At 69.8% G+C, this 17,604-nt stretch carries 17 protein-coding genes; 14 read left to right on the top strand and 3 right to left on the bottom strand.

Annotated features, from left to right (window positions below; genetic code table 11):
• Positions 1-681, top strand: a 681-nt coding sequence (locus tag EV671_RS01820) for an IS110 family RNA-guided transposase (protein WP_132569458.1), incomplete at its 5' end; no start/stop codon positions are given.
• Between the two features lie 80 nt (positions 682-761).
• Here EV671_RS01820 and EV671_RS01825 read toward each other — a convergent pair.
• Genes EV671_RS01825 through EV671_RS27670 form a run of 3 tightly spaced genes read right to left on the bottom strand, consistent with a single transcriptional unit; the run spans position 762 to position 4,038 of the window.
• Positions 762-1,505, bottom strand: a complete 744-nt coding sequence (locus EV671_RS01825) for an arginyltransferase (protein ID WP_132569460.1) — start codon at positions 1,503-1,505, stop codon at positions 762-764.
• The gene (locus tag EV671_RS01830; RefSeq protein ID WP_132569462.1) at positions 1,502-2,236 is read right to left on the bottom strand and encodes a leucyl/phenylalanyl-tRNA--protein transferase; all 735 of its coding nucleotides are present in this window, start codon (positions 2,234-2,236) and stop codon (positions 1,502-1,504) included. The genes EV671_RS01825 and EV671_RS01830 overlap by 4 nt, the downstream gene beginning before the upstream one ends.
• Positions 2,236-4,038, bottom strand: coding sequence for a methyl-accepting chemotaxis protein (locus tag EV671_RS27670; RefSeq protein ID WP_132569464.1), 1,803 nt, complete (start codon positions 4,036-4,038; stop codon positions 2,236-2,238). Before EV671_RS27670 ends, EV671_RS01830 begins: the two co-directional genes overlap by 1 nt.
• A 51-nt stretch (positions 4,039-4,089) precedes the next feature.
• Between EV671_RS27670 and EV671_RS01840 the strand changes: the two genes are divergently transcribed.
• The 13 genes from EV671_RS01840 (at position 4,090) to EV671_RS01900 (ending at position 17,546) form a co-directional block, all read left to right on the top strand.
• Complete coding sequence (locus tag EV671_RS01840; protein WP_243655542.1) at positions 4,090-4,458, top strand: ArsC family reductase; 369 nt, start codon at positions 4,090-4,092, stop codon at positions 4,456-4,458.
• A gap of 131 nt (positions 4,459-4,589) precedes the next feature.
• Positions 4,590-5,795, top strand: a complete 1,206-nt coding sequence (locus tag EV671_RS01845) for an ammonium transporter (RefSeq protein ID WP_277592443.1) — start codon at positions 4,590-4,592, stop codon at positions 5,793-5,795.
• A 46-nt stretch (positions 5,796-5,841) separates the two neighbouring features.
• Entirely contained in the window at positions 5,842-6,546 is a 705-nt protein-coding gene (locus EV671_RS01850) for a riboflavin synthase subunit alpha (RefSeq protein ID WP_132569468.1), read from the top strand.
• Positions 6,547-6,723: 177 nt separating this feature from the next.
• Positions 6,724-6,816, top strand: coding sequence for a K(+)-transporting ATPase subunit F (gene kdpF / locus EV671_RS01855; RefSeq protein ID WP_132569470.1), 93 nt, complete (start codon positions 6,724-6,726; stop codon positions 6,814-6,816).
• Positions 6,813-8,609, top strand: coding sequence for a potassium-transporting ATPase subunit KdpA (kdpA, locus tag EV671_RS01860; protein ID WP_132569472.1), 1,797 nt, complete (start codon positions 6,813-6,815; stop codon positions 8,607-8,609). Before kdpF ends, kdpA begins: the two co-directional genes overlap by 4 nt.
• Positions 8,606-10,660, top strand: a complete 2,055-nt coding sequence (gene kdpB, locus EV671_RS01865; protein WP_132569474.1) for a potassium-transporting ATPase subunit KdpB — start codon at positions 8,606-8,608, stop codon at positions 10,658-10,660. The genes kdpA and kdpB overlap by 4 nt, the downstream gene beginning before the upstream one ends.
• Positions 10,661-10,686: 26 nt before the next feature.
• Positions 10,687-11,409: a TorF family putative porin gene (locus EV671_RS01870; RefSeq protein ID WP_132569476.1), complete on the top strand. Its 723-nt coding sequence runs from the start codon at positions 10,687-10,689 to the stop codon at positions 11,407-11,409.
• A gap of 14 nt (positions 11,410-11,423) precedes the next feature.
• The gene (gene kdpC, locus EV671_RS01875) at positions 11,424-12,044 is read left to right on the top strand and encodes a potassium-transporting ATPase subunit KdpC (RefSeq protein ID WP_132569478.1); all 621 of its coding nucleotides are present in this window, start codon (positions 11,424-11,426) and stop codon (positions 12,042-12,044) included.
• Positions 12,045-12,089: 45 nt separating this feature from the next.
• A complete protein-coding gene (locus EV671_RS01880; RefSeq protein ID WP_132569480.1) occupies positions 12,090-13,061 on the top strand; it encodes a magnesium and cobalt transport protein CorA in 972 nt (323 codons plus the stop codon).
• A 226-nt stretch (positions 13,062-13,287) separates the two neighbouring features.
• Positions 13,288-15,969: a DUF4118 domain-containing protein gene (locus EV671_RS01885; protein ID WP_132569482.1), complete on the top strand. Its 2,682-nt coding sequence runs from the start codon at positions 13,288-13,290 to the stop codon at positions 15,967-15,969.
• Positions 15,970-16,005: 36 nt separating this feature from the next.
• Positions 16,006-16,683 carry a response regulator gene (locus EV671_RS01890; protein WP_132569846.1) on the top strand — a complete coding sequence of 226 codons (678 nt, stop codon included), beginning with the start codon at positions 16,006-16,008 and terminating at the stop codon, positions 16,681-16,683.
• A gap of 133 nt (positions 16,684-16,816) precedes the next feature.
• The gene (locus EV671_RS01895; protein WP_132569484.1) at positions 16,817-17,275 is read left to right on the top strand and encodes a RidA family protein; all 459 of its coding nucleotides are present in this window, start codon (positions 16,817-16,819) and stop codon (positions 17,273-17,275) included.
• A gap of 22 nt (positions 17,276-17,297) precedes the next feature.
• Positions 17,298-17,546, top strand: coding sequence for a hypothetical protein (locus tag EV671_RS01900; protein ID WP_132569486.1), 249 nt, complete (start codon positions 17,298-17,300; stop codon positions 17,544-17,546).
• The last annotated feature ends 58 nt before the right edge of the window (positions 17,547-17,604 follow it).

Below are 17,604 nucleotides of genomic sequence, written 5' to 3' on the forward strand. Positions count from 1 at the left end.
CTGCAGGACAAACCCCTGCACGAAGTGCTGGACCTCAAGGGACGGCTGCGCGCCAGCCGCGAGGAGCTGTTCGAGGCGCTGAGCACCGAGCGGCTGAGCCCCACGCACCGCTTCGTCGCCGACGAGATCCTGCAGCACATCGAGCAGATCGAGCAGCGCATCGCCCGCATGGACCAGTACCTGCTGGACGGCTTGCAACCGTGGCAGGCCCAGTTGAACCTGCTGCAGACCCTGCCGGGCATCGACCAGATCGGCGCGGCGATGCTGCTGGTGGAGATCGGCGCGGACATGGATGCCTTCGGCAGTGCTGAGCGACTGGCCAGCTGGGTGGGCATCTGCCCGGGCAACAACGAGAGCGCCGGCAAGCGCAAGAGTGGGCGCATCCGCCGCGGCAATGCCTGGGTGCGCCGGCTACTGTGCGAGTTCGCCCAGGCCGCGGCGCGAACGCGCTGCGCCTTCAAGGACAAGTTCCAGGCGCTGGCCATCCGCAAGGGCCACAGGAAGTCCGTCGTCGCGCTGGCGCACAAGATCCTGCGCACGGTCTACGCCATGCTCAGCAGCGGCACCCATTACCAGGACCGGGTCGTCGACTACGAGGCGTTGAACGTGGCGCGCAACGCTCCGCGCTGGCTCAAGATGCTGAGCAAGCACGGCTTCATCGCCACACCCGCCGCCGCCTGACGCGTCCTCCCATCGCGCCCCAACGCTCCGGCCGGCGTCAGGTCAGGCGTCGTCACGTCCGGCAGGAGAGGTCTTCCACATTAAGCCTCTGGGGCGGCGTCGGTCCAGACGCCGTCTTGCAGGACTTGGTGCGGCCTGAAGCCGGACTTGTAGGCCATCTTGGGGCTCTCCTCGATCCAGTAGCCCAGGTAGAGGTGGCTGAGCTTGAGCTCCCTGGTCTGCTGGATCTGCCACAGCACGCCATAGGTGCCGTAGCTGGCGTCCACGTCCGGGTCGTAGAAGGTGTAGACCGCCGAAAGGCCGTCGCTGAGGATGTCCAGGATGGACACCATGCGCAGCGGCGCGCTGCCGTCTGGCATGGGTTCGCGGAACTCCACGAGGCGCGAGTTGATGCGGCTCTGCAGCAGGAACTGCGTGTACTGGTCGACGCTGTCGTGGTCCATGCCGCCGCCGCTGTGCCGGCCAGCCTGGTAGCGCAGGTAGAGGGCGTAGTGCTCGGGCGAATAGCCCAGGCGCATGACCTTGGCCTGCAACCGGCGATGGGCCTTCCAGGCGCGGCGCTGAGAGCGGCTGGGCTCGAAGCGGTCCACCGGCACGCGCAGCGGGACGCAGGCGCGGCACTGGTCGCAGTAGGGGCGGTAGGTGAACAGGCCGCTGCGGCGAAAGCCCGCGGCGACGAGGTTGGAATAGGCGTCGGCGTGGATCAGGTGGCTGGGCGTGGCGACCTGGGAGCGCGCCTGGCGCCCCGGCACATAGCTGCAGGGGTAGGCAGCCGTGGCGTAGAACTGGATCTGCGCAAGGGGCAGTTCTTTGGGATGGGTCACGTCGAAGTCAGCAGGTGCCGGTGCCAGTAGTCCGGATGATAGGTCCACGGCCGCGGCGAGGGCCGGCCGACATGGGCGGCAAGATGGGCTTCGAACACGTTTCTCGGCACTTCGGCGGCCCCCAGCGAGGCCAGGTGGCGGGTGTTCTGCTGGCAGTCGATCCAGGGGATGCCGAACTCGCGGCACAGGCAGACCAGCGCGCACAGCGCGATCTTGGAGGCGTCGGTGCGGCGCATGAACATCGACTCGCCGTAAAACATGCGGCCGAGGTTGACACCATAGAGGCCGCCGGCGAGCTCGTCGTCGGCCCAGGTCTCGATGCTGTGCATGGCCGGCCAGGCCAGGTAGGCGGCCTGCAGCTCGGGCACGATCCAGCTGCCGCTCTGGCCGTCGCGCGGCACGCCGGCGCATGCCTGCATCACGGCGGTGCGATCGAAGTCGACGCGGATCTCGCAGCCCGGCGTTGCGGCGAAACGCTGCACCGTCTTGCGCAGCGAGCGTGACAGCCTGAAATCGGTCGTCTTCAGCACCATGCGCGGGTCGGGTGCCCACCACAGCGGCGGCTGGCCGGGGCCGTACCAGGGGAAGATGCCGCGCCGGTAGGCCGCCTCCAGCCGCGCCGGCGTCAGCATGCCGCCGGCGGCGAGCAGGCCGGGCGCGTCGGTTTGCGGGCCGAGGGCGTGCGAGCTCGGGGGGAAGTCGAGTGTGGCCTCGTCCAGCCAGTCGATCATCAGCGGCTGATGCGGAAGGTGGCGACGATCTGCGACAGCTGCGCGGCCTGGTCCTTCAGGCTCTCGGCCGCGGCGGCGGACTGCTCGACGAGGGCGGCATTCTGTTGCGTCATCTGGTCGAGTTGCATGACGGCGGTGTTGACCTCGCCGATGCCGCGGCTCTGCTCGGCCGCGCCGGCGCTGATCTCGGTGACGATGGCGGTCACGCTCTGCACACTGCGCAGGATCTCCTGCGTGGTCTGGGCACTTTCGTCGACGAGGCGGCTGCCGTCGGCGACCCGCGCCACGCTGCCACCGATCAGGCCCTTGATCTCCTTGGCGGCTTCGGCGCTGCGCTGGGCCAGAGCCCGCACCTCGCCGGCCACGACGGCGAAGCCACGGCCCTGCTCGCCGGCGCGCGCGGCCTCCACCGCCGCGTTCAGCGCCAGGATATTGGTCTGGAAGGCGATGCCGTCGATGGTGCCGATGATGTCGTTGATGCGCGTCGAGCTGGCGCTGATCTCCTGCATCGTCGTGGCTACCTGCTGGGCCACTTCGCCGCCGCGCTGGGCCACGTCGGCGGTGCTGCGGGCATGGCCGTCGGCCTCCCGGGCCTGGTCGGCGCTGCGCTGCACGGTCTGCGTGATGTGCTGCATGGACGAGGCCGTCTCCTCCAGGCTGGCCGCGGCGCTCTCGGTGCGGCCGCTCAGGTCCTGGGCGCCGGCGGCGATCTCGCGCGAGGCCGTTGCGATGGACTCGGCGCTGGCCGCCACGCCGCGCATGACCGACTCGATCTGCGACACGAACTGGTTGAAGGCACGCGCGATGTCGCTCAGCTCGTCCTCGCCGGCGTCGTTCAGGCGCTGGGTCAGGTCGCCGCCGCCGGCGCTGCCGATCTGCAGCATCGCGTCCTTCACGACGACGAGGCGGTGCAGCAGCGAGTTGACCAGCCAGGTCGCGAATAGCGCCGCGCCGGCCAGCAGGAGCACGAGCGCGATGCCGGCGTCGCGCAGCAGCGCGCTCAGCGAGGCCAGCGCCTCGCCGCGCTCGGCGGCCGTGACGAGCAGCCAGTCGGTGCCGGCGACGGGCGCGGCGCGCAGGAAGAAGCTGTGCTCGCCCACAGTGACCTCGACGAGCTCGTCCGCGCCCGCGCCGATCAGCCTGGCGGGCGTCAGGTCGGCCGCCAGCTCGGTCATCGGCTTGAGCGTCAGCGCCGCGTTGGGGTGGGCAATGATCTTGCCCTCCTTGTCGGCCAGGAAGGCGAAGCCCGAGGGCGTGGGCTTGAGCTGGTTGATCGTCGTGACGACCTCGTCCAGCGTCACGTCCGAGCCGGCCACGCCCTTGATCTCGCCGCCGGCCCGGATCGCGTAGGCGAAGGTGACGACCAGTTTCTTCGACGACGCGGCGATGTAGGGCGCCGTCAGCACCGGCTCCTGGCTCGTCGCCGCGAGCTTGTACCAGGCACGCGACGTGGGGTCGTAGTCGGCGGCGCGCTGGCGGTCCGGCACGGACACCATGCGCTTGTCGGCGCCGCCGACATAGGCCAGGTCCAGCGCGCCCGAGGTCTGGCCCTGCTGCAGTGCCGGCACCGGGTCGGCGGCGGCCAGGGCGGGCGCCATGGCCTGCACGACATGCTTCTGCCCATTGGCCCAGGACGCGATGCGGTCCGCCTGGGCCTGGCCATTGGCGCCGAGCTGCGCGGCCAGATCGTGCAGGATGGTGCTGCGCGCGGCGCGGTAGCTGGTCAGCGTGGCCAGCAGCACCGACACCACCATCAGCCCCAGACAGGCCGCCAGCAGGCGACTCTTGATCGTCTTCAGCATCGCATCTCCCTCGGCGTGGATGGCAACCTGGCCATGGTAGCTTTGCACCCCATGATCACCGTCTATGGAATTCCCAACTGCGACACCGTCAAGCGCGCCCGCGCCTGGCTGGCCGGACAAGGCCTGGATGCCGCCTTCCACGACTTCAAGAAGCAGGGCGTGCCGGCCGAGCTCTTGCCGGCCTGGCTGAAGGCCTTCGGCCGCGATCGCCTCGTCAACCGCGCCGGCACGACCTGGCGCAAGCTGGACGAGGCGACCAAGGCCGCCGTCGTCGACGACGCCAGCGCCACGGCGCTGATGCTGGCCGAGCCCAGCGTCATCAAGCGGCCCGTGGTGTACTGGCCGGACGGCCGCTGGACGCTCGGATTCAGTGCGGACGAGTTCGAGAAGGGTGCGCTTTCTGCACCAAATAAGGGCTGAGTGCTTCTTTGTGGTGCCTGTCTGTCGAAGGGCCACGCCTTAAAAGCGGGCATTGAATTTGCTGTTTCGGTGCGAACCGGTTCGGCTTGGTGCATGTCGCCCAAGTCTGGAGCCTGTGGCCGGAGACAGCGTTGGAGTCATCGATCAAGCAGGGCGCGGATGCGCTCTTCATCCTCCTGGGCGCCATCATGGTGCTCGCCATGCATGCGGGTTTTGCCTTCCTGGAACTGGGCACCGTGCGCAAGAAGAACCAGGTCAATGCGTTGGTGAAGATCCTCGTGGACTTCGCCGTGTCCACGCTGGCCTATTTCCTCGTCGGCTACCTCGTCGCCTACGGCACCCATTTCTTCACCGGTGCGGAGACGCTGGCGCAGAAGAACGGCTATGAGCTCGTCAAGTTCTTTTTCCTGCTGACCTTCGCGGCGGCCATTCCCGCCATCGTGTCGGGCGGCATCGCCGAGCGAGCTCGCTTCGGCCCGCAGCTGGCGGCTACCTCGGTCATCGTCGGCTTCGTCTACCCGTTCTTCGAGGGGGTCGCGTGGAACCAGGCCTTCGGCATCCAGGCCTGGCTGAAGGCGGCCACGGGCGCGGAGTTCCATGACTTCGCCGGCAGCGTCGTCGTGCACGCGGTGGGCGGCTGGATCGGCCTGGCGGCCGTGCTGCTGCTCGGCCCGCGTCTGAACCGCTACCGCAAGGACGGCGCGATGAGCGCCCACCCGCCTTCCAGCATCCCCTTCCTGGCCCTGGGCGCCTGGGTGCTGACGGTGGGCTGGTTCGGCTTCAACGTGATGAGCGCGCAGACGCTGGACAAGATGTCCGGCCTCGTCGCCGTCAACTCCCTGATGGCCATGGTGGGCGGCACGCTGGTGGCCACGCTGCTGGGCCGCAACGACCCCGGCTTCGCCTATAACGGCCCGCTGGCCGGGCTGGTGGCCGTCTGCGCGGGCTCCGACCTGATGCACCCGCTGGGCGCCCTCGTCACCGGCGGCGTGGCCGGCTGGCTGTTCGTGCGGTTCTTCACGCTGACGCAGAACCGCTGGAAGATCGACGACGTGCTCGGCGTCTGGCCGCTGCACGGCCTGTGCGGCGCCTGGGGCGGCATCGCCTGCGGCATCTTCGGCCAGAAGGCGCTGGGCGGCATCGGCGGCGTGAGCTTCGTCGCGCAGCTCGCCGGCACGCTGGGCGGCGTGGCCTGGGCGCTGGCGGGCGGCTTCGTCGTCTACGGCCTGATCCGCAAGTTCGTCGGCCTGAGGCTGGACGCCGAGCAGGAGTTCGAGGGCGCCGACCTGTCCATCCACAAGATCGGCTCGACCCCTGATCGTGAGGTCAGCTGGTAAGCTGGCCCGACACTCTCCAAACGGCCCCTCGGGGCCTTTTTTCATCATGTTCACAGGCATCGTCCAGGGCGTCGCCCGCGTCGAATCCATCGAGGCCCGCGAGGGCCTGCACACCCTGCACCTGAAGTTCCCCCAGGGTTTCGACGCGGAACTGGCCATCGGCGCCAGCGTGTCCTGCGACGGTGTCTGCCTGACCGTCACCGAGCGCCCCGCGCCCGGCGTGGCCAGCTTCGACGTGATGGCGCAGACGCTGCGACTGACGACGCTCGGCGGGCTGATGGTGGGCTCCGGCCTGAATGTCGAGCGCGCCGCGAAGGAGGGCGTCGAGATCGGCGGCCACCCGCTGTCCGGCCATGTCGACGTGTCCGCGCGCATCGCCGAGATCCGCCGGCCCGACAACAACCACGTCATCCGTTTCGCGCTGCCGGCACCGTGGATGCGCTATGTGTTCGCCAAGGGCTATATCGGCGTCAACGGCTGCAGCCTGACGGTGGCCGAGGCCCGGCGCGAGCGCGATGGCTCGGGCTGGTTCGAGGTCTGGCTCATCCCCGAGACGCTGCGCATGACGACCTTCGGCGACAAGACCGTGGGCGACGCGGTGCACATCGAGATCGAGCGCAGCACCCAGGTCGTCGTCGACACCGTGCGCGACGCGCTGGACGAGAAGCTCGGGCCCTTGCTGCCGGTGCTGGAGGCCATCGCTGCGGAGCGCGGCATCGACATCACCCAGCTTGCACTCAGCAAATCTTGATGCTTTCTTGATGCCGCCCGCCGCGTTCTTGTCGGCGGTTTGACGGCCCGATTTCCAGAATCACCTCCATCGTTATGGAGGTGTCATGGACATCGTTTTTCTCGGTCTCTGCGCGGCCCTCGCGCTCGTGACCGGTCTCGCGGCCTGGGGCTGCGACAAGCTGGCGCGGAGGAAGTCATGAACGGCTTCGAACTCGCCGCGACCATCCTCGTCGTGGGCTTGGTGGTCTACCTTTTCTGGGCCCTGTTGTTCCCGGAGGATCTGTCATGAGCAGCTCCGCCTGGATTCAGCTCATTGCCTTCCTCGTCGTGCTGTTCGCGCTGGCCTGGCCGCTGGCGCGCTGGATATACGCGGCGATGGAGGGCCGGGTCGATTGGCTGCGCCGCTTCGAGCGCGGCCTGCTCAGGCTGGCCGGCGTCGACGCCGACGCCGAACAGGGCTGGCTGCGCTATGCACTTGGGCTGCTGATCTTCAATGCGCTGGGCGTCTTCGTGGTCTATGCGCTGCAGCGCCTGCAGCCCTGGCTGCCGCTGAACCCGCAGGGCATGGCCGCCGTCACGCCGGACTCGGCCTTCAACACCGCCGTCTCCTTCGTGACCAACACGAACTGGCAGGGCTATGGCGGCGAGACGACGATGAGCTATCTGACCCAGATGCTCGCACTGACGGTGCAGAACTTCTTCTCCGCCGCCACCGGCATCGCCGTCGTCGTGGCCCTAGTGCGCGGCTTCGCGCGCCACACCGGCCGGGCCATCGGCAACGTCTGGACCGACCTGACCCGCGCGACGCTGTGGGTGCTGTTGCCGCTGTCCCTGGTGTTCGCGCTGGTGCTGGCCGGCATGGGCGTCGTGCAGACACTCAAGCCCTACCAGGACGTGACCACCATCGAGGCGCAGAGCTGGCAGGAGCCCAAGGTCGGTGCCGACGGCCAGCCGCTCAAGGGGGCCGACGGCCAGCCCGTCATGGAGGACAAGCACGGCCAGAGCCAGACCATCGCGCTCGGGCCGGTGGCCTCGCAGCTGTCGATCAAGATGCTGGGCACCAACGGCGGCGGCTTCTTCAACGCCAATTCCGCCCATCCCTTCGAGAACCCGACGGCCGCGACCAATGCGCTGCAGATGCTGTCCATCTTCCTGATCCCGGCGGCGCTGTGCTTCGTCATGGGCCGGCAGGTGGGCGACATGCGCCAGGGCTGGGCGCTGCTGGGCGCGATGACGGCGATGTTCGTCGTCGCCGTGGTCGTCGCGACGTCGGCGGAGCAGGCCGGCAATCCGCAGCTCGCGAAGCTGGGCGTGGACGCGGCCCAGAGCGCCGCGCAGTCCGGCGGCAACATGGAAGGCAAGGAGGTGCGCTTCGGCATCGAGGCCTCGTCGCTGTTCGCCGTCATCACGACGGCCGCCAGCTGCGGCGCCGTCAACGCGATGCACGACAGCTTCACACCGCTCGGCGGCCTGGTGCCCCTGGTCATGATGCAGCTCGGCGAGGTCGTCTTCGGCGGCGTCGGCGCGGGCCTGTACGGCATGCTGGTGTTCGCCATCCTGGCCGTCTTCGTCGCCGGGCTGATGATCGGCCGCACGCCTGAGTACCTCGGCAAGAAGATCGAGGCGCATGAGATGAAGATGGTGTCGCTGGCCATCCTGCTGACGCCGCTCGCGGTGCTCGTCGGCACAGCCATCGCCGTCGTCGTGGAGCCGGGCAAGGCCGGCATTGCGGCGCCCGGCGCCCATGGCTTCAGCGAGGTGCTGTACGCCTTCTCGTCCGCCGGCAACAACAACGGCAGCGCCTTTGCCGGTCTGTCGGCCAACACGCCCTTCTACAACCTGCTGCTGGGCCTGGTGATGTGGGTCGGCCGCTTCGGTGTCATCGTGCCGGTGCTGGCCATGGCCGGCTCGCTGGTGGGCAAGAAACGCCTGGCCCCGGGCGAGGGCACGCTGCCCACGCATGGCCCGCTGTTCGTCGTGCTGCTGATCGGCACCGTGCTGCTGGTCGGTCTTCTGAACTATGTGCCGGCGCTGGCCCTGGGGCCCGTCGTCGAGCATCTGATGCTGTGGGGTGCGCAATGACACGCGCTGCTTTCTCCTTGTTCGACCCGGCGCTGACCCGCGCCGCGCTGCTCGACTCCGTCCGCAAGCTGGACCCGCGCACCCAGTTGCGCAACCCGGTCATGTTCGTCGTCTATCTCGGCAGCCTGCTGACGACGGCCCTGTCCATCGCCCAGCCCAACGGCTTTGTCATCGCCGTGACGGTGTGGCTGTGGTTCACCGTGCTGTTCGCCAACTTCGCCGAGGCGCTGGCCGAGGGCCGCAGCAAGGCGCAGGCCGCATCGCTGCGCGGCCTGAAGAAGGAGACCTGGGCCAAGATCCTCGCCGGCTGGAAGGCCGGCGCCTCGCGAGAGTCGCTGAAATGGACGCCGCGCGAGGCCAGCAGCCTGCGCAAGGGCGAATGGGTGCTGATCGAGGCCGGCGACATCGTGCCGGCCGATGCCGAGGTCGTCGACGGCGTCGCGTCCGTGGACGAGAGCGCCATCACCGGCGAGTCGGCGCCCGTCATCCGCGAGAGCGGTGGCGACTTCTCGGCGCTGACCGGCGGCACCCGCGTGCTATCCGACTGGGTCGTCGCCCGCGTGGCCGTGAACCCCGGCGAGACCTTCGTCGACCGCATGATCGCGATGGTCGAGGGCGCGCAGCGCAAGCGCACGCCCAACGAGATCGCGCTGACCATCCTGCTCGTCGCGCTGACGCTGGTCTTCCTGGGCGTCTGTGCCACGCTGCTGCCGTTCTCGCAGTTCAGCGTGGCCGTGGCGGGGGCGGGGCAGCCGGTGAGCTTGGTCGTGCTGGTGGCCCTGCTGGTCTGCCTGATCCCGACCACCATCGCCGGCCTGCTGTCGGCCGTCGGCGTGGCCGGCATGAGCCGCATGCTGCAGGCCAATGTCATCGCCACCTCGGGCCGCGCCGTCGAGGCTGCCGGCGACGTGGACGTGCTGCTGCTGGACAAGACCGGCACCATCACGCTGGGCAATCGCCAGGCCGATGCCTTCTGGCCCATCGCCGACACCTCCGAGGCCCAGCTGGCCGAGGCTGCGCGCCTGGCCTCGCTGGCCGACGAAACGCCCGAGGGCCGCAGCATCGTGGCGCTGGCTGACCGCAAGTTCGGCCCGGCCGCCCCGGCCGCCGAATGCGGCGAGTTCGTGCCCTTCACGGCGCAGACGCGCATGAGCGGCGTCGACTTGGGCGGGCGCCAGATCCGCAAGGGCGCCGGCAGCGCGGTGCGCGCCCACGTCGAGGCCCTGGGCGGCCGCTGGCCCGCCAGCGTGCAGGCCACGGTGGACGAGGCCGCGCGCCGCGGCAGCACGCCGCTGGTGGTTGCGGACGGTGCACGCATCCTCGGCGTCGTGGAGCTGAAGGACATCGTCAAGCCCGGCATCAAGGAGCGTTTCGCACAACTGCGCCGCATGGGCATCAAGACGGTCATGGTCACCGGCGACAACCGGCTGACGGCTGCTGCGATTGCCGCGGAGGCCGGCGTCGACGACTTCCTCGCCGAGGCCACGCCCGAGGCCAAGCTGGCGCTGATCCGCGAGCAGCAGGGGAGGGGCTTGCTCGTCGCGATGACCGGCGACGGCACCAACGATGCGCCGGCCCTGGCCCAGGCCGACGTGGCCGTCGCGATGAACACCGGTACCCAGGCCGCCAAGGAGGCCGGCAACATGGTCGACCTCGACAGCAACCCCACCAAGCTCATCGAGGTGGTGGAGACCGGCAAGCAGATGCTGATGACACGCGGGTCCCTCACGACCTTCTCGATCGCCAACGACCTGGCCAAGTATTTCGCGGTGCTGCCGGCGGCCTTCGTGTCGACCTACCCGCAGCTGTCGGCCCTGAACGTGATGCGCCTGGCCAGCCCCAACTCGGCCATCCTGAGCGCCGTCATCTTCAACGCGCTGATCATCGTCGTGCTGATTCCGCTGGCCCTGAAGGGCGTGCGCTACCGCGCGATCGGCGCCAGCGCGCTGCTGCGCCGCAACCTGCTGGTCTACGGCCTGGGCGGTGTCATCGTGCCCTTCATCGGCATCAAGGCCATCGACCTCATCCTCGTCACGCTCGGCCTGGCCTGAGCGTGCAGCAACAGAACCAAGACATCATGAAATTCCTGATTTCCCTGCTGGCCCTCGCGGCGGCCGTTCCCGCCTTCGCCGACGAGACCGCCGCCGCCGACCCGTTGTCGTTCAACGTCGGCGTCGTCAGCGAATACCGCTACCGTGGCATCTCCCAGACCCGCCTGCAGCCGGCCCTGCAGGGCGGCATCGACTACGCCGCCGCCAACGGCTTCTACGTCGGCACCTGGGCGTCGACGATCAAGTGGATCAAGGACGCCGGCGGCGATGCCGATGTCGAGATCGACCTCTACGGCGGCTACAAGACCGAGGTGTCCAAGGGCCTGACGCTGGATGTCGGCGTGCTGCAGTACTACTACCCGAGCAACAAGCTCAACCCCAGTGCCAACACCTTCGAGCTCTACGGCGCGCTGAGCTTCGGCCCGGTCACAGCCAAGTATTCGCACAGCACGACCGACCTGTTCGGCTATGCCGACAGCAAGAACAGCGGCTACCTCGACGTGACGGCCAACTTCGACCTGGGCGATGGCCTGAGCCTGGCGCCCCACGTCGGCCACCAGACCGTCAAGCACCTGTCGGCCGCCTCGTACACCGACTACTCGCTGACCCTGGCCAAGGACTTCTCCGGTCTGGTGCTGAGCGGCGCGATCGTCGGCACGGACGCCAACAAGACGACCTATACCAGCCTGGTGGACGGCAAGTTCCTGGGCAAGACCACGCTGGTCGTCGGCCTGAAGAAGACCTTCTGAACAGGAGACACGTCATGACTACGACGCTTTCCACCCCCGCCACGTCCTCAGCCGCGGCCGACGTGCCGCTGTGGCGGCCCGCGCTGACGCTGTTTGTCGTGCTGAGCCTCGTCACGGGCCTGGCCTATCCCCTCGTCGTCACCGGCGTTGCGCAGGCGCTGTTCCCCGACCAGGCCAACGGCAGTCTCGTCGTGAGGGACGGCAAACCCGTCGGTTCGACACTGATCGGCCAGACCTTCGCCGACCCCGGCCACTTCTGGAGCCGCCCCTCGGCCACCGGCCCCATGCCCTACAACGCAGGCAACTCGTCGGGCTCCAACCTCGCGCCGACGGCGCCGGCCCTGGCCGATGCCGTCAAGGCGCGCGTCGAGGCGCTGCGCGCGGCCGACCCGGGCAACACCCGGCCGGTGCCGGTCGACCTCGTGACCACCTCGGCCAGCGGCCTGGACCCCCACATCAGCCGCGCCGCGGCCGACTACCAGGTCGCCCGCATCGCGCGTGCGCGCGGCCTGCCGGCCGCGAAGCTGCAGGCCCTCGTCGAGCAGCACACCGAGGGGCGTTGGCTGGGCTTCGTCGGCGAGCCGCGCGTGAACGTGCTGGCGCTGAACCTCGCGCTCGACGCCGCCGAGAAATGAGGCATGCGAGGATGGCGTGATGCTCATGCCCCGCCTGATTTCGACATGCTGATCAACAGTGCCGTGTACCACGATGGCCGCATCGTTGCAGAGCCGGGCCTGGACGGCGTTTCCGAGGCGCTGGAGTCCCGGTCCGGCTTCGTCTGGATCGCGTTGCGCGACCCGACCGACGACGAGCTGGGCCTGCTGCAGCGCGAGCTGGACCTGCCGCCGCTGGCCGTCGAGGACGCCCGCAAGGGCCACCAGCGCCCCAAGGTCGAGGAGTACGGCGACATGCTGTTCGCCGCCATGCACCTGCTCGAGGTCGGCGCGGACGGCAACCTCGAGGTCGGCGAGGTGCATGTCTTCGTCGGCCCGCGTTTCGTCGTCTCGGTGCGGCACAACAGCCAGCAGGGCTTTCTCGGCGTGCGCGGCCGGGCCGAGCGCGAGCCGCATCTGCTGGGCCAGGGGCCGGGTTTCGTCTTCTACGCGCTGATGGACGCGGTGGTGGACCGCTACTTTCCGCTCATCGACGCCGTCGAGGCCGAGCTGGAGCAGGTCGAGGAGAGCATGTTCCAGCCCGGCCAGGACCGCCAGGCCGTCGTGCAGAAGCTGTTCGGCCTCAAGCAGCGCCTGGCCACGCTGCGCCACGCGGTCACGCCGCTGCTGGAGGTGACGTCCAAGCTGCACGGCGGGCGCGTGCCGGCCGTCTGCATGGCCTTGCAGGACTATTTCCGCGACGTCTACGACCACCTGCTGCGCATCCAGGGCAGCATCGACGCCGCGCGCGAAACCATCATCGCCGCGACCCAGGTCAACCTGACCCTGGTCACCATCGACGAGTCCCTCGTCACCAAGCGCCTGGCGGCCTGGGCCGCGATCTTCGCGGCGTCCACCGCGCTGGCCGGCGTCTGGGGCATGAACTTCGAGAAGATGCCCGAGCTGAAATGGGCCTTCGGCTACCCCATGGCGCTGGGGGCGATCCTGCTCGTCAGCGGCGCGCTGTATTGGCGCTTCAAGCGACTCGGTTGGCTATGAACCTAGACCCGGCAGCTGGGCACGCCCGCTGGTCTGGCGCTTCAGGCCGCTGGCAGCGTTGCTCCTCCTCGTGGACACGAGCCCACGGCGTCGTCGCGCCTTGCCGGCGACCTGCTTCGCCATGCCAGGGCCGGACGCCCTGGCCTTCGCCAGGCACAAACAGTCCTCAGGACTGTTCGTGTCCGGGCTCAGCCCCTCGGACGCGCCCAACTGCCGGGTCTAGGTTATGACCGACACCCGCCCCGACCCCGACGCGCTGCTCGCCAAGGTCCAGCGCGACGAAGCCGCCGCCAGACGTGGCCGGCTGAAGATCTTCTTCGGTGCCAATGCCGGCGTGGGCAAGACCTTCGCGATGCTGGCGGCGGCGCATGCTGCGAAGCTGCAGGGCCGGTCCGTGCGCATCGGCGTCGTCGAGACCCATGGCCGCGCCGACACCGAGGCCATCGCCCGCGACCTGCTGCGCATTCCGCTGAAGGACGTTGCCGGGCGTGGCCAGGCGCTGCGCGAATTCGATCTCGACGCGGCGCTGGCCTGGGGCGCGGCCGAACCCGGCGGCGTGCTGCTGCTGGACGAACTGGCCCACAGCAACGCGGCGGGTTCGCGTCACGCCAAGCGCTGGCAGGACGCGCAGGAGCTGCGCGAGGCCGGCGTGGAGGTCTGGACGACGTTGAACGTGCAGCACCTGGAGAGCCTGAACGATGTCGTCGGCGGCATCACCGGCATCCGCGTCTGGGAGACGCTGCCCGACAAGGTTTTCGACGAGGCCGACGAAGTCGTCGTCGTGGACCTGCCGCCCGACGAGCTGCTGCAGCGGCTCAAGGAGGGCAAGGTCTACCTGCCGGCCCAGGCCGAGCGTGCGGCCAGGAACTTCTTCCGCAAGGGCAATCTGCTGGCGCTGCGCGAGCTGGCGCTGCGCCGCACGGCCGACCGCGTGGACGACCAGATGCAGGCCTACCGGCGCGAGCACACCCAGCTGGCCCAGGGCGCGGTCTGGCCGAATCGCGAGTCGCTGCTGGCCTGCGTCGGCCCCGGCGTCAACAGCGACAAGGTCGTGCGCAGCGCTGCGCGCCTGGCTCAGCAGCTCGGCCTGGACTGGCATGCCGTGCACGTGCAGACGGCGCGGGCGCTGGGCGACGCGGACCGCCAGCATGTGCAGCGCGCGCTGGAGCTGGCCAAGTCGCTGGGCGCGCGCGCGACGGTGCTGTCCGCACCCGAGGTGGGCGCGGCCCTGGTGGGCTATGCGCGCGAGCACAACCTGGCCCGCCTCGTCGTCGGCCGGCGCGAGAACGCCTGGCGCTGGCCGGGCCGGCTCTCGCTGGCCGAGACGCTGAACCGCCTGGCCGACGACATGGACGTGCTGCAGGTCGCGCTGCCGACGGCAGCGACCGCCGCGCGCGGCGCCGAGCCGCAGCCGCGCATGCCGCACGGCCTGCTCGCGCCGCAGATGCTGCGCGGCTTTGCGGCGGCCCTGGCCGGGGTCGCGCTGACGACGGCCATCAACGGCCTGCTGCTGAATCTCATCGCGGTGACCAATATCGCGATGCTCTACCTGCTCAATGTCGTCGGCGTGGCCTTGCGCTTCGGCCGCGCGCCGGCGGCGCTGGCCGCGCTGCTGGGCGTCGCGGCCTTCGACTTCTTCTTCGTCGACCCGCGTTGGTCCTTCGCCGTCAGCGACGCCCAATACCTCGTCACCTTCGCCGTGCTGCTGCTGGTGGGCCTGGTCATCGGCCAGCTCGCGGCCGGCCTGCAGGCCCAGGCCCGCGCTGCCCGGGAGCGCGAGCGCCGCGTGCGCGGGCTGTACGCTATGTCGCGCGACCTCGGCGCCGCCCTCGTGCCCGAGCAGGTGGCCGAGATCGGCACGCGCTTCCTGCGCGCGGAGTTTGGCGTCGCGTCCGCCGTGCTGGCGCCGCCGCTGGGCGCCGCGCCCGACCACGAGGTGCTGGCGGTTCTTCCCGGTGGCAGCGCCCAGCCCGACCTCGGCGTCGCGCAATGGGCCTTCGACCACGGCCAGCCGGCCGGGCAGGGCACCGACACCCTGCCGGCCAGCCCCTGCCTGATGCTGCCGCTGACGGCACCGATGCGGCTGCGCGGCGTGCTGGCCGTCGACGGCCAGGGCCGGCGCTGGCTGCCCGACGAGCGCGAGCTGCTGGACACCTGCGCGGCCCTGCTGGCCATCTCGCTGGAGCGCATCCATTACATCGAGGTGGCGCAGCAGAGCACGCTGCAGATCGAGAGCGAGCGCCTGCGCAACTCGCTGCTGACGGCCATCTCCCACGACCTGCGCACGCCGCTGGCCGCCCTCGTCGGCCTGGCCGACGCGCTGAAGCTGACGCCGCTGGACCCGCCCCAGGCCGAGGTGGCCGACGCGGTGCGCCGCTCGGCGCTGCGCATGAGCGCGCTGGTGGCCAACCTGCTGGACATGGCGCGGCTGCAGTCCGGTGCCGTGCAGCTCAACCGCCACTGGCTGCCGCTGCAAGAGGTCGTCGGCAGCGCACTCGCCAGTCTCGACGAGGCGCTGGCCGGCCGCGACGTGGCGGTGGACCTGCCGGCCGAGCTGCCCCTCATCGAGCTGGACGCCGTGCTCGTCGAGCGCGTGCTCGTCAATCTGCTGGAGAACGCGGCCAAGTACGCGCCCGGCCCCATCCGCGTGGCCGCGCGCACGGCGGGGCGGCAGGTCGAGATCGACGTCAGCGACAGCGGCCCCGGATTTCCGGCCGGCCGCGAGGCCCGGCTCTTCGACAAGTTCGAGCGCGGCGACCGCGAGAGCGCCACGCCCGGCGTGGGCCTGGGCCTGGCCATCTGCAAGGCCATCGTCGAGGCGCATGGCGGGCGCATCAGCGCCCACAATGCCGCGACCGGCGGTGCCTGCGTGCGAGTGGAACTCCCCCTCGGCCAGCCGCCGACATAAGCAGGAGAGGGCAGGGTGGGCGCCGCACGCGTGTTGATGATCGAGGACGAGCCGGAGATCCGGCGTTTCGTGCGCATGGCGCTGGAAAGCGAGGGCATCGAGGTGTTCGAGGCGGCCACGCTGGCCCGCGGCCTCATCGATGCGGCCACGCGCCGCCCCGAGCTCGTCGTGCTGGACCTGGGCCTACCCGACGGCGATGGCCTGGACTTCATCCGCGAGTTCCGCGGCTGGTCGCAGGCGCCCGTGCTGGTGCTGTCGGCCCGCGAGGGCGAGGAGCGCAAGGTGCAGGCGCTGGATGCCGGCGCGGACGACTACCTCGTCAAGCCCTTCGGCGTGGCCGAGCTGCTGGCCCGCGTGCGCGTGCAGTTGCGCCGTCACGGTGGTGGTGGCAACGATGCCGACCCGGTGCTGCGCTTCGGCGACATCGCCGTGGACCGTGCGCTGCGCAGCGTCACGCGCACGACACCTGAGGGCAGCGAGGAACTGCACCTGACGCCCATCGAATACCGGCTGCTGCAGGAGCTCGCCGCCGCGCCGGGCCGCGTGTTGACCCACCAGCATCTGCTGAAGGCCGTTTGGGGCCCCGGCCACGCCGATGACGTGCATTACGTGCGCGTGCACATGGCCAACCTGCGCAAGAAGCTGGAGGCCGACCCCAACCGGCCGCAGTGGCTGCTGACCGAGGCCGGGGTGGGCTACAGGCTCAAGACCTGAGGGCTGGCGCCGCGGCCGCCTGTTGTGCTTTCCGGTGCGCAGGGCCAGACTCCGGCGACGCTCCCATCAGACAGCTCCCGCGGCGAGGCGGAGCGACCCACCGCCGCCAACCTCTGGCCTTGGAGGCTCCCTCATGAGTCGCTCGACTGAACACCTGAAGCGTCTGCTGTTTCCGCTCGTGCTCGCCCTGTCGGGCTGCGCCGCCACGCCTCTCGCGCGGGAGGTGGTGGTCAGCAAGGACGCTCCGGCCCCGATCGGCCCCTATTCGCAGGCCGTGCGGGCGGGCAATCTGCTGTTCCTGTCCGGGCAGGCCGGCCTGGACCCGAAGACCGGCCAGCTGAGCGGCGGGTCGATCGAGGAGCAGACGACAACGGCCCTCGAGAACCTGAAGGCGGTGCTGGCCGCCAACAACATGACGATGGCGGACATCGTGTCGACGACGGTCTATCTGAAGGACATCGGCGACTTCGGCAAGATGAATGCGGTGTATGCCCGATTCTTCCCGGACAAGCCGCCGGCCCGGGCCACGATCCAGGCGGCCCGCCTGCCCCGGGATTCGCTCGTCCAGATATCGGCCATCGCAGCGCGTTGAGGGCGGCCGGGTCGCGTCCGGCTTGCCGCCGGACTGGGCGGACTATGCGCAGGCCCAGCTCGACTGGACGCTGGGATCACCGGCGCCGTCGGCAGCGACACGGGCGAGGGCATCACCTTCGCCCCCGGGGCCCGACGAGGCGCAGTGGCGCTGGGTGGAGCAGTGGCTGCCGCATTCGGCGTGGATGCTGCTGGCCGCCCTGTCGATGGAGCAGCAACGCAGCGGGCAGGGGGCTGCCGTGGCGCATCGATTGGCGGCAGTCAAGCCCTGACCCCGTCGCCCGCATTTGCGGGGATGCGCATTGGTTTCAAATTGATACAGTTGAAATC

This window comes from Roseateles saccharophilus, assembly GCF_004342485.1.
Classification (GTDB): Bacteria; Pseudomonadota; Gammaproteobacteria; order Burkholderiales; family Burkholderiaceae_C; genus Pelomonas; species Pelomonas saccharophila.